Source organism: Litchfieldia alkalitelluris, assembly GCF_002019645.1.
In the GTDB taxonomy this organism is placed as follows: domain Bacteria; phylum Bacillota; class Bacilli; order Bacillales; family Bacillaceae_L; genus Litchfieldia; species Litchfieldia alkalitelluris.
In genome coordinates this window covers 3,678,665-3,691,380 of the sequence record NZ_KV917374.1, presented here as the reverse complement: position 1 = coordinate 3,691,380, position 12,716 = coordinate 3,678,665, and the positions used below count along the sequence as shown (strand labels likewise).

Here is a 12,716-nt window from a genome sequence, read left to right as displayed (position 1 = left end):
ATGATTAAAAACTAACTTTTAGTGTTTATCTGCAGGAAATACCAAGCCAAGTTGGCTGCGAATATCATCTAACAGACTCATTGTATTTAGTGAATTGCTGAATGAATTGATTGAGGACTCGTAGGTATGAGATTTAATTAAATCAATAAACTCCTTAGCTTCAAAATACATTGGCGGAAATTCCATTGGGATAGTTAAATCTTCAACTGAACCGTCTTTATATCGAATCTCAACATGCTCTGGAGTGTGAATTTTATCAATAATCATACTACCATTTTCTCCTTGGATTTCAGAAGGAATATACGAATTAGTAATTTTAGAGTACATAACATTACCTGTCATTTTCCCAAAATTAAATATAATACTTCCTTCACCATCAACGCCTGATTCGAGCATAATTCCAGTCGCTTGAACAGTCTTTGGCTTCCCAAATAATGCTACCATCGGGTATATGGTGTACACCCCAATATCCATTATCGCACCATTAGAAAATTCCGGGTTAAATGCATTAAGAATGGTACCAGATTTGTATGCGTCATATCTTGAGGAATACTGACAATAACTTGCAAAGTATTGACGAATTTCTCCTAACTTATGTAGATTATCTTTTATCTGTGTGAAAGAAGGTAACAGAGTCGTTTTCAGAGCCTCCATTAGTAGTACATTGTTATTTCTTGCTGCATTTACCATGTCTTCTAATTCTGCAACATTAGAAGCAATTGGTTTTTCGCATAAAACATGTTTGCCTTGATTTAAAAATAGTACGGCTTGTTTTGAGTGTAATGAATTTGGACTCGCAATATACACAGCGTCGATATCGTCACTCTTTGCCATCGTTTCTAAATCAGTAAAAACCTTGTCAACGTGGAACTTTTCCCCGAATTCTAAAGCTCGTTTTTCAGTACGAGAATAGATAGCAGTTAATTGAAAATCTTCTATATTACTTGCGCTTGTGATAAAGGATTCAGTAATCCAATTTGTACCTATTACTCCAAATTTAATCATTATAGCTAACTCCTTTGATTATTTCTATTTGAACTTGGTTCATTATATCAAACTTTACTTCTTTAGACATATCGTTGGCATTTAAAGTTCTCGAGTATTAATGAACGCTATATACAAAGCTGACATAATAATAACATAGGCAGTAAACATGGAATTAAGAGGAGGTCTTTAGTTCATGCTTACGTGGCTTATACCAGCTGTACTTGTAATAAATATTGCCTTAATGGCGATGATGATATTTCTTGAAAGGCGTAGTGTTAGTTCAACATGGGCCTGGGTATTAGTATTAGCATTTCTTCCTATTATTGGTTTTGCTCTATATTTGATTTTTGGAAGAAATCTCTATAAATATAAGATCTTTAAATGGGATGAGGAAAGCTATAAAGAGTTAAATCAAATAATTGAGACTCAAAAAGAAGAAATAGAAATTGGCGGATATCGCTACTACAATTCTGTTGTAAAAGAATACGGCGACCTAGCTTATTTGAACTTAAATCATGGGGAGGCACCAATAACTCAAAATAATAAACTAGATGTTTTCGTTAATGGTAAAGAAAAATTCAATTCGTTGTTACATGATATTGAAAACGCAAAATCTCATATTCACTTACTTTATTATGTATTTCGAGATGATGAACTAGGAAATTTAATTTGTGATGCTCTAGCTAATAAGGCAAAAGAAGGGGTGAAAGTACGATTTCTATATGATGCTTACGGTTCTAGAAACTTGTCAAAACGTTTCAAACAGAAAATAATAAGTGCTGGAGGGGATGTCGAAGTTTTCTTTCCAACTAAGTTATTTTCAATAAAGATTAATTATCGTAATCACCGAAAGCTTGCCATTATTGATGGTGATATCGGATATATCGGTGGTTTCAATGTAGGAAACGAATATTTGGGATTGGATGAGGAGTATGGGAAGTGGAGAGATACCCACTTAAGAATCACAGGGGATGCGGTCGATTTTATCCAAACCCGTTTTATTCTTGATTGGAATCAAGCAGCTCAACATAAATTAAATATCCAAGACTTGAAGTTTAAAAGAAAGCGTCATAGTGATGGGGTAGGTATTCAGATTGTAGCAAGCGGACCTGATTCAAAATCAGAATATATAAAGAACGGTTATTTAAAAATGATTTTATCAGCAAAACATTACGTCTATATTCAAACACCATATTTTGTACCTGATCAAAGTATTTTAGATAGCTTAAGAATTGCAGCTTTATCTGGTGTAGATGTCCGAATTATTATACCAAACAAACCAGATCAGCCTTTTGTTTATTGGGCAGGTTTATCTTATATTGGGGAATTATTACAAGCTGGAGTGAAAGTATACACCTATGAAAATGGCTTTGTGCATTCAAAAACAATGGTGATAGATGATAAAGTTGCAACAGTAGGTACAGCAAACTTTGATATGCGTAGTTTCAGATTGAATTTTGAAGTGAATACCTTCTTATACCACTCTCAAGTGGCTAAACAGTTAAGAAGTTATTATGAAAATGATCTTGATGTGTCGAAGGAAATGACGATAGAGGATTATCAGAAAAGAAGATTATGCACAAAGATAAAAGAATCTATCTCAAGATTGTTGTCTCCTATTTTATAAATGTTCAGTTTGCTCTAGCCCCCATCCTAAAAAATGCGCATATAATCTTGGCGTATTTAAGTGTGAAATTCGAAAAAAGGGGGTTGAACGGTATATACCTTTCAATCCCTAAACTTTATTCTACTTTTACATAATTTCAAACCAATTTCAATAGATTGTGTGACGCAAAAATCTAGTATTTATAGTACTTATTAGTATATAATTCAAGTGAAAGAAAATACACAAGATATGATATTTGGTGTTAGGAGTGTAATAAATGTCTGAGGTTGGTCAACTAGTAAGTGATTTGAAAGAGGTAGTCTCAAATATCGAAAAATTTAATAATGAAATAAATAATCATTTACCAATAACCGGATTACTTACTCAATTTAAACATTGGTATTATATCCCGCATTTGAATTTATTCGGCCCGAGTAAATTTATTGGCTATAAATTTATGGATTCAGATCAGTACACTCAAATAAAAGGGAAACCGAGTATAGAGTCACAGAAAGCTCTAAATGAATGGTTTTATCCGTTACAAGAAAACTCCATAGAGGCCCGTATTTTACGAGAGCAACTTGGTAGTGTATTAGAAATATATGATAAGAAATTAAGAGCCAATGCAGTCTTCCACATACCTAAGAATACATTTCTGTTAGTAACTAATAAATAACTCTATGGATAAGAATAAAAATTTTCGAAAAATAAATAAAGCATAATTTTTATGCTACAATGATAAAATCAATTAAATAAAAAACCGCGAAAAGCGGTAGAGGTTTTTAGCTACCCTCTTAAAAAAACTAAGGAGATTCAGTACTCTTTTTAGTGTGCTGTTTTTTCTATTTGGAGGAAAGAAAATGAGATTATTTTTATACTTAGCTTCAATTGTTTTAGCAAATGTTGTAACAGCCAAGTTTGCACCACTTGAACTAGGGATGTTTATCATTCCTATGGGTACATTTTTAATTGGCGGTACTTTTATCTTTCGTGATTTAGTCCAAAATAAATATGGCCGTAAGAAAACATATATGTTTATTGCAGGAGCGTTATTATTATCTGCTTTTGCATCATACATGCTAGGGGATACGCTACTAATTGTATTAGCATCGGCGATATCATTTGCTGTTGCTGAAACAACCGATACCGAAATTTATACACGACTAAAATTACCTCTTAGTTTAAGAGTTTTCTATAGTGGATTAGTTGGTGGATTTTTAGATTCTGTTATTTTTGTAGTAATTGGTTTAAGTCCAATCGGTGCTGGCTTTATTCCATGGGAAGCTGTTCCAGCTGCTATTATGGGTCAGGTAATAGCTAAAACCATTATTCAAGGAATTGGAGCTCTTATTGTAAGTCAATTTAAAGATAAGATGTTTAATCACACTATTCCTAATAACGTTTAGTTTTTTATACCATTCTATTAATAATAAAACTTGCTTGGATTTTGTATCTATCTTTTTAGGTATATAATGAGGCAAGTTTTTTTGTGTAGGTTTGAAAATACATAGGTTGAGAGTGGGTTCCATGAGCTGCGAACCACCTGCTTTCCGCGGGGCGGCCCGTGAGCCTCCTCGTCGCTTTTTGAGCTCCTGCGGGGTCTCACGAGACCGCTAGATCCCGCAGGAGTCAGGTGGCTCTCCGCTCATTCCACACATAGTAAGTACACTATTTTCATACACCATGGTACGAATCGAATTAGCATGGATGTCTACGCTGAAAAATCTGGTTTGGAAATTCGTCTAATTTGGGTAACCACATCATAGAAGGCCTATGATCCACTTCCGTCTTGCGTTTACTTTGGTAACTGTATCGAAGCAACTGGAATCACCTAAATTCCAACTGATTATAAGTAATATTAACCAACCTCTTCATTTCTCCATAGTTAAATTACCATTTGCAAAAAGGTGCACCCTAAACGATATTTGCAGGGAAAGAAAGCGTTTTATTTCGTTGTTTACTAAAAATACAGAAAAAAATGATTTTTTTTGCAGGATAATTGGTAAATCTATCGAACACTTTAATAAAAGGTTTATTAGGAGGAGAAGTGTTAATGGTAATTAGAAGTTCGAATGACATACAAGTATTTCTTGATGATTTTAAACGCTTTGCTGCCTATGATTCTACGAATGGAAAGTATTATTTTGTCTTTCATGATAAGGACCGTGGTGGTCAATTAACCTTAATGTTATTAAATGATGAATGGTCATTTCATGGGCTTGGTGAAGATTATTGTGATAAACAAGAATCTTTATTACCTTCAGAGGAAAATCAGAAGTTCGTTTGGTACCACCGAAAAGCTATTAATAAAAGCATAAAAGAAAGTTTGATAACTAGTTAATGGAGATTACATCAAAAACCCTCTAAAATAGGAAGGTGTTTTTAGAGGGCAATTTTTTAGTTTAAAAATTCAGGGTATGAAGCACTTTTGTTATTAAATAATGAATATTGGATTTCGTGATTTGCAGTAAGTGAAGCAAAGAATATATCTTCAGGCTTTAACCCCTTTTTGTTGAATTGTTGTAACAGCCACTTGTCATCTAAATTAAATTGATTTAATATTTTTGTGTAAATCTTTCCTTCAACAAGGACAGGATAGGCTATTCCCACATGTTTTTTCTGAAGCTTTAGATCTTCGATTGTTACATTGTTTTTTTCTGCTTTCTTATGGACACTTAAGTTTCCATTTGCTTCAATTAATGCTAGTTCAACATCACTACTATCAAATACTCCTTGTTCTCTTAACATCATTAGTATATTGTCCAGAGAATAACGAATCCTCTTCATGTTTTTTATCATAAATTCCCCGTTTTTAATGACAATTGTGGGCTCAAATGTCACCATTTTCCCAAACCAACGATACTTAATTGCAAAGCCTGCTATTAACCGTTGTAATAAACCGATTGAAATCACCGCAATAGCAGTAGGTAAATGATTTACAGACGGATCTGCAATATCAGCACCAACTACAGAACCTAAAGTGATAATGATAATAAAATCAAATACGGGAATTTCACCTATAGATCTCTTTCCAACTAAAAGTGTGACAATTAATAGTAATGGTATGATAGTGACGATCCTACCATAAACCACTAATATGTCCTTAATTATTTCCATTAGATTTATCCCCGTTATAGCCTCGCGCTAACTCGGTATTCACATCCACTACTTTTTTGTTAAAATTAGCATAGCGGTACTCCGGAGTAATTTCAGGTAATTGGTCTGCTTCTTCTTGAGATGTTACGATTTTTCCTGCAGCAACATACCGGTTGCTTGGAATAGTGACTCCAATGACCCTAGCGCAAGGTTCAATTACGACATTTTCATTTATGTTAGAGTCGAAAATAAAGCTTTGCATCCCTACAAATACATTTTTATCAATTTTTACAGGGCCATGGATTTGGCATTGATGTGCCAGCGAGACTTTTTCATTTATATAAATTGAGTATGCTTCACCATTGTGGTAAACTGCATTTTCAAATAGTACACTTGTATAATCAAAGTTTTTCAAGCCGTGCAGGACCACTCCATCTTGAATATTCGTTTCGTTTGAAATGTGAATTCTAAGGCCCTCGTCTCCTCTAATTGAAGCAAAAGGCCCAACAAACACCGTCTTTCCAATATTAACTTTTCCAATAATTGAAGCAACCGGATGGACAAAGGCAGTTGGATCGATTACAGGTTTATCTCTGTGTAAATTAAACGATGTTTGAGTGTTCTTTTTTACATTATTAGGAAGGATTAGATTGTCAATAATCTTTCCAGCTATAGAAGCAACAGTTAAACCTAACATAACTTTATTACTTGTTTTCATTTTATGCGAACCCCATTTTGATCAAAATTTCCCTAAAAGGATAATATTAGTAATATGGTTTTTTATTGTTGAAATTATGTATAGTTTATAGTGAACTCTTTGCTTATTTTTCAAATTATATTAAACTATTATTAATATACAAAAAGTACTTTCATTGTTGATGTATTATCAATTACAAATTAAAGGAGAAAACATGCCTAAAATTAATTATTTTAATGGATTAATTTCGATGGACCTCTCCATATCAGAGGAAGAACGTTCACATATACTTACACAATTTCCAGTTCCTCATTTTGCTGGACAAGCTGGAGGATTTTCAATCGAAACTGAAACCCACGGGAATTTTATAGAGGATATTACTCTACTATTGAATGATTTTACAATTGAAAAAACACAAGGTAACAATCCAAGACCATATTTAAAGTTAAAGTTTTCAAACCATTTGGGAACTTATAGTGCTAAAATTTGGGATAATGATGGTGCTATTGAAAATTACCATCCAATACTTCAAAGTCATAGTGTGTTTAATATTTCAGGAAAGATTGAGGAATTTAGAGGTTTTAAATCAATTACTGTAAATAAGCTTTCACCTTGTGAAAATATCGATGATCCCTTTAGTTTAATTGCATGTACGCAGCAGTCGTTGGAGGACTTCACTTTAGAACTTTATCATTATATTAATGAAATTGAAGATCCTTTTAAATCAATTTGTATGGGAGCCTTATCGCGATTTTGGAAAGAGTTTTCTATTAGGCCAGCTGCAATGGGCCATCATCATGCCTATTTGGGTGGGTTATTGAAGCATACGGTAGGATTAATGCGTCTTGCACGTTATATCCTTAAACAAGAAGATCATCCTTTTAAAGCTGTAATTAAATTGATTAACCAGGTTGAGAAATTTTATAAACAAGAGCTATGGAATGATTTGCAATCTGAACATGCTGGTAATAATTGGCGAAATCTAGTTTGGAAGGATTCTGTTGACCATTTGTATTCGATGTTCTACGGAATGGCTAAACATAAAAAAGATGACCCTAATTATTCATTAATTATCTGTGCTATACTTTACCATGACATGGGTAAATTACTTGAATACCACCATGCAGGTAAAGGAATTGAGGAATTTAAATTTCTATACCCAACAGCAAATCATAGTTCTTTATCAAAGAGAAAAGCTAGCGGAATTACAATGGACGAACTAGGAGTATATATAGGTCATATCCCATATGGTGTGATGTTAATTTCAAAAATAATTGAAACTGAAAAAATCGAGATATCAATAGAAGACATTCATAAATTACAGCATTCTATCTTAAGTCATCATGGAAAGTTAGAGTGGGGAGCAAATATAGAGCCTAAAACAATAGAAGGATATCTTATTCATATTGTTGATTACCTGGATTCGAGGTATGAAAGGACAGAAGAGATAAAGTAGTAGTATCATCTAAACTAAAAGATCCCCCATCGCAAGGATAGGGGATCAAAGTTTTCTCAATCGATTATTGTCTAGCTAAAGCAATATTTTCTTTTCGCTTATTACATCCAAGCAGCGCCGACAATGATTAGAAGGATAAATAACACTACAATAAGTGCGAATCCTCCCATTCCACCTGTAGGTGCTACTCCAACTGGTGCTCCGTATCCATAAGCCATTCCTGTATTATATCCGCAATGCATGAAAACATCTCCTTTTAAAAGTTTTTTATTTTAATTATCTAATGTCAATTTTTAAACAAATGCCGTTCCGACAATGATTAATAAAATGAACAACACAACAATTAACGCGAATCCACCGCCATATGCGTGACTCATTTAATAACACCTCCTAACGTGTTATACAATACTATCCTATGGGATTACATTGGATTCGTTTGGGCATCCGCCTTTTTTCTCCAAAAATAGTGATTTAGCCCACAAATAATGAAAAATAAAAGGCTCTAAATAAGTACAAAAAATAGAGGTGAAAAAGATGTTAAATGAAGCAATTCAGATTTTGAAAACATATTATGGATACAATTCTTTCCGAAAAGGACAGGAAGAAATAATTACAAGTGTTAGTTCTAAAAAGCCTACATTAGCCATCATGCCGACTGGGGGAGGAAAGTCAGTTTGCTATCAAGTACCTGGTATGATGTTTGATGGAGTTACTTTAGTAATAAGTCCACTAATTTCTCTGATGAAAGATCAAGTAGATGCGTTAAGCGAGATGGGGATTTCTGCCACTTATATAAACAGTAGCATCCCAGTTTCAGAAATAGCTAATCGGTTAAATGATGCAGTCGAAGGAAAGTATAAATTTATTTATGTTGCCCCAGAGCGACTTGAGGTAGAAGTGTTTCGTCGTGCTCTTCAATCTTTAACAATTAGTCAGATTGCAGTGGATGAGGCTCATTGTATTTCACAGTGGGGCCACGATTTCAGACCAAGCTACCGAAATATCAAATCTATGATTGATAGCCTGAAAGATAAACCAACAATCGTGGCGTTAACAGCAACAGCTACAAAAGAAGTGATAAGAGATATTTGTAAAATGTTGCAAATCGATGATGATCAAGTGTTTATCACAGGGTTTACAAGGGAAAACCTAACGTTCTCAGTTATCAAAGGTGAAAATAAACGTGACTATTTAAAGAGTTATATACAAAAGAATACAAATCAAGCAGGAATTATTTATGCAGCAACTAGGAAGGAAGTTGACCAATTACATCATTATTTATCACAGCTGGGATATACAGTGGGTAAATATCATGCTGGCATGTCTGAGGATGAGCGTAACAAAGCCCAGGAATTGTTTTTATTTGATGAAATTACAATTATGGTAGCTACTAATGCCTTTGGGATGGGGATTGATAAATCAAATGTGCGTTATGTAATTCATCATAATCTACCTAGGAATATTGAGGCGTATTACCAGGAAGCTGGGCGTGCAGGACGTGATGGAGAACCCGGAGAGTGTATCGTGTTATATGGTCCACAGGACATTCAACTGCAAAAATTTTTAATTGAGCAGTCAAGCCTAAACGACAACATGAAATTATTTGAATATAAAAAGCTACAACAAATGGTTGATTATTGTCATACGCAGAAATGCTTACAACAATATATTCTCGAATACTTTGGAGATAGTGGAATCCTAAATCCTTGTGGTAAATGTCTAAACTGCACTGATGACCGAGATTCAGTGGATATCACGACTGAAGCAATGATGATTTTTTCTTGTATTAAAAGAATGAACGAAAGATTTGGAAAAACGTTGGTAGCACAAGTGCTTAAGGGATCTAAAAATAATCGGATTTTACAATTTAAATTTGAAAAATTATCAACTTATGGTTTAATGAAGCATTTAACTGAAAAAGAGCTTGTAAATATAATTGATTTCCTCGCAGCAGAAGGTTTTATTGCTTTAACTAGTGGACAATATCCAGTCCTTACTTTAGAAAGCAAGGCATATTCAGTACTAAAAGGGGATTTGAAGGTAAGTAGGAAATCTAAAGTCAAGGCGAAAGAGATTATAGAAGATAACCAACTATTTGAAGAACTAAGATTACTACGAAAGAAAATTTCTGAAACTGAAAAGATACCTCCATATATTGTTTTCTCAGATCAGACACTTAGAGAGATAAGTCATGTCTGTCCAACGAATAAACAAGAAATGTTAGAGATAAAGGGGATAGCAGAAATGAAATATGAGAGATATGGTTCGCAATTTCTTGAAGTTGTTCAAACCTATAGGGCAGTAAAATCTTAGAGTATTGTGCCTAATTTATTAAGGACAAAAGGCCTTTTTAACCTTCCTGAATATTAGTGTAATGACTTATATTTTAGGAGGAGATTTTATATGTATTATCAGCCTTACGGTTATGTGGACCAACGCCAAAATACGCTTGCTTATCATGAAACTCTTGAGATGCATGAATTAGTTGCATTTCAGGCAAATGGATTAATGAAATTTAAAAAATCCATTGGAATGGTTAAATGTAGTACATTAAAGGGAATTTACCGTCGTGTTATTGGGGACCTTGAAGCTAATTTAAATGAACTTTTAGCCTTTTATCCGATGACACCAAGATATAGCGATAACCCTGCTGAAATGGAAAAAGGATTTTACGCTGGAGACTTGCTTGGTTTCTTAAAAGCATCGGTAAGGAATTATGCCATTGCAATTACTGAAACAGCCACGCCTGAGTTGAAAAACGTTTTAGTAAACCAAATGCAAAAGGCTATTAAAGCACATTCACTTGTTTTTAACTATATGTACCAACGTGGGTTTTATCCTGCTTATAATCTTAATCAATTATTAAATAATGATGTTGTACTTGCAAAAAAAGCCTTGTCAATGGGTTATTAGTATAATGGTATAGTGAAAAAAGGTGTCCTAATGTACAAAGGGACACCTTCTTTTTCGTTAAATTACTTTTCTACATTGCTGAGCCTGTATTGTTTTATGTTTAAAGCTTGTGACAGCTACCCTCCTAGCCGGTTATCTAGGAGTATTCATTTTGTTTCAACCTTTGTCTAAAGATCGCTCGGGTAGCTATCCACCCATTTTAGACATTTCTATTTTGTTCTTCACAACATTTTTTTCTAAAAGGGTATTGCGCTCGACAGAATACTGATCTTTCCGTTTGAACCAAATATCTGAAAGTAGTTCAATTAATTCACTATCGGAGTAATTAGTTCGAAGTGGTTCCCGTAAATCATAACCCTTAGAAGCGAATAAGCATGTAAATAGATTGCCATCCGCTGAGAGACGAGCTCGATTACAACTAGAACAAAAAGCATCTGTAACTGAGGAGATAATTCCAATTTCTTCAGAAGAGCCCACATATCGGAATCTTGTTGCGACCTCACCCTTGTAGTTAGGATCAATTGGTTCAAGTGGCATGACAGAATGTATATCTTCTAGTATTTGTTTTTTCGGATAGACTTCCTTAAGGTCCCACTTATTTGTGTTACCTACATCCATATACTCAATAAACCGTAGGGGATGTCCTTTCTCCCTGAAAAACTTTGCCATTGGAATAATTTCTGTCTCATTTACTCCTTTTTGAACAACCATATTTATTTTTACACCTAAGCCTACATCTTTAGCAGCATCAATCCCAGCTAAGACTTCCTCTACTTTCACATTTCTACCATTCATCATTCCAAAAATATTATTATCAAGAGAATCGAGACTGATAGTGACTCTCCTTAATCCAGCTGATTTTAACTCATTTGCATATTTAGTTAGAAGAGACCCATTGGTTGTCATAGCAATGTCCTCGACTCCATCGATATCTGCCAGCTTAGAGATCAGATAAGAGATATCCTTCCTCATTAAGGGCTCACCACCAGTAATACGTAGCTTTTTAACACCAAAGTTGCTGACAAACAATCTTGCTAGTCTCTCTATTTCTTCAAAGGATAGTAATTCGCTTCTTTTTAGAAATGGGAAGTCGGGCCCAAATATTTCAGCTGGCATACAGTATTGGCAACGGAAATTACATTTATCTGTTACAGATATTCTTAAATCCCGTAATGGACGATTTAGCTTGTCTAATAATTCAGTGGATTGTTTCATCAAAATCACATCCTTTATAGTAACCTGGGACATTGTAGTTATTTTATTGGTTGGTTAGGCATTACTGAAAGTCTACTTTGAAAATAACCTAGGTAGTGGAGTTCCATGAGTTGCGATCCACCTGCTTTCCGCGGGGCGGTCCGGGAGCCTCCTCGTCGCTTTCCTGAGCTCCTGCGGGGTCTCACGAGACCGCTAGATCCCGCAGGAGTCAGGTGGCTCTCCGCTCATTCCACACTTAGTAAGTACCTATTTTCATACTCCATGGTGCTAATTTTAATTAGCATGGATGACTACCCTGAAAATACATAATGATGTAGAGTTCCATGAGCTGCGATCCACTTGCGGGATACCGCGGGGTGGTCCGTGAGCCTCCTCGTCGCCAGGGGCTCATCTCCTGCGGGGTCTCACGAGACCACTAGATCCCGCAGGAGTCAAGTGGCTCTCCGCTCATTCCACACTTAGTAAGTACCTATTTTCATTCTCCATGGTGCGAAATACATATTTATCATGGATGCCTGTCTACCCTGAAAATAACCTAGGTAATGGAGTCAAGTGGCTCTCCGCATATTCCTTTATCTGTGCGGTTAGATCACACCCATTTTTATTTTCAATCGTGAGAGACTTAACAGATTAAAAAATAAGTATATATTAACACAATATTATATTAGTTTTGGCCGTTTAGCTGTAATATAGGTCACTAATGTTTATTCACTATAAGTATAGTATTTACTATTATACATCTCTTT

At 34.7% G+C, this 12,716-nt stretch carries 13 protein-coding genes and 1 riboswitch; of the genes, 7 read left to right on the top strand and 6 right to left on the bottom strand.

The features are described from left to right. Window positions 1–18: 18 nt before the first annotated feature. Window positions 19–1,005: a Gfo/Idh/MocA family protein gene (locus tag BK579_RS17255; protein WP_078547579.1), complete on the bottom strand. Its 987-nt coding sequence runs from the start codon at window positions 1,003–1,005 to the stop codon at window positions 19–21. A 175-nt stretch (window positions 1,006–1,180) separates the two neighbouring features. Between BK579_RS17255 and cls the strand changes: the two genes are divergently transcribed. The 4 genes from cls to BK579_RS17235 all read left to right on the top strand — a co-directional run bounded on the left by cls (window position 1,181) and on the right by BK579_RS17235 (window position 4,934). Further along, window positions 1,181–2,614 carry a cardiolipin synthase gene (gene cls / locus BK579_RS17250; RefSeq protein WP_078547578.1) on the top strand — a complete coding sequence of 478 codons (1,434 nt, stop codon included), beginning with the start codon at window positions 1,181–1,183 and terminating at the stop codon, window positions 2,612–2,614. A 256-nt stretch (window positions 2,615–2,870) separates the two neighbouring features. Then, window positions 2,871–3,269 carry a hypothetical protein gene (locus tag BK579_RS17245; protein WP_078547576.1) on the top strand — a complete coding sequence of 133 codons (399 nt, stop codon included), beginning with the start codon at window positions 2,871–2,873 and terminating at the stop codon, window positions 3,267–3,269. A gap of 93 nt (window positions 3,270–3,362) precedes the next feature. Then, a riboswitch (PreQ1 riboswitch) is annotated at window positions 3,363–3,406 on the top strand. 47 nt (window positions 3,407–3,453) lie between these two features. Further along, a complete protein-coding gene (locus tag BK579_RS17240; RefSeq protein WP_078547575.1) occupies window positions 3,454–3,999 on the top strand; it encodes a VUT family protein in 546 nt (181 codons plus the stop codon). A gap of 647 nt (window positions 4,000–4,646) precedes the next feature. Next, window positions 4,647–4,934, top strand: coding sequence for a hypothetical protein (locus BK579_RS17235; protein ID WP_078547573.1), 288 nt, complete (start codon window positions 4,647–4,649; stop codon window positions 4,932–4,934). A 56-nt stretch (window positions 4,935–4,990) separates the two neighbouring features. Here BK579_RS17235 and BK579_RS17230 read toward each other — a convergent pair whose 3' ends face one another. Both BK579_RS17230 and BK579_RS17225 read right to left on the bottom strand, forming a co-directional pair. Further along, entirely contained in the window at window positions 4,991–5,710 is a 720-nt protein-coding gene (locus BK579_RS17230) for a DUF421 domain-containing protein (protein WP_078547571.1), read from the bottom strand. Then, window positions 5,697–6,407, bottom strand: a complete 711-nt coding sequence (locus BK579_RS17225; RefSeq protein WP_078547569.1) for an LbetaH domain-containing protein — start codon at window positions 6,405–6,407, stop codon at window positions 5,697–5,699. Before BK579_RS17225 ends, BK579_RS17230 begins: the two co-directional genes overlap by 14 nt. A gap of 193 nt (window positions 6,408–6,600) precedes the next feature. On the opposite strand from BK579_RS17225, the gene BK579_RS17220 reads away from it, so the two are divergent. Next, window positions 6,601–7,842 carry an HD domain-containing protein gene (locus tag BK579_RS17220; RefSeq protein ID WP_078547567.1) on the top strand — a complete coding sequence of 414 codons (1,242 nt, stop codon included), beginning with the start codon at window positions 6,601–6,603 and terminating at the stop codon, window positions 7,840–7,842. Window positions 7,843–7,943: 101 nt separating this feature from the next. Here the strand turns inward: BK579_RS17220 and BK579_RS17215 are convergent, their stop codons facing one another. After that, the gene (locus tag BK579_RS17215; RefSeq protein ID WP_078547565.1) at window positions 7,944–8,084 is read right to left on the bottom strand and encodes a YjcZ family sporulation protein; all 141 of its coding nucleotides are present in this window, start codon (window positions 8,082–8,084) and stop codon (window positions 7,944–7,946) included. 51 nt (window positions 8,085–8,135) lie between these two features. Then, complete coding sequence (locus BK579_RS17210; RefSeq protein WP_078547563.1) at window positions 8,136–8,219, bottom strand: YjcZ family sporulation protein; 84 nt, start codon at window positions 8,217–8,219, stop codon at window positions 8,136–8,138. 157 nt (window positions 8,220–8,376) lie between these two features. On the opposite strand from BK579_RS17210, the gene recQ reads away from it, so the two are divergent. Both recQ and BK579_RS17200 read left to right on the top strand, forming a co-directional pair. Continuing rightward, entirely contained in the window at window positions 8,377–10,155 is a 1,779-nt protein-coding gene (gene recQ, locus BK579_RS17205) for a DNA helicase RecQ (RefSeq protein ID WP_078547561.1), read from the top strand. 90 nt (window positions 10,156–10,245) lie between these two features. Next, the gene (locus tag BK579_RS17200) at window positions 10,246–10,755 is read left to right on the top strand and encodes a spore coat protein (protein ID WP_078547559.1); all 510 of its coding nucleotides are present in this window, start codon (window positions 10,246–10,248) and stop codon (window positions 10,753–10,755) included. A gap of 186 nt (window positions 10,756–10,941) precedes the next feature. On the opposite strand, the gene moaA is transcribed toward BK579_RS17200, so the two are convergent. Continuing rightward, entirely contained in the window at window positions 10,942–11,973 is a 1,032-nt protein-coding gene (moaA, locus tag BK579_RS17195) for a GTP 3',8-cyclase MoaA (RefSeq protein WP_328589284.1), read from the bottom strand. Window positions 11,974–12,716: the final 743 nt, after the last annotated feature.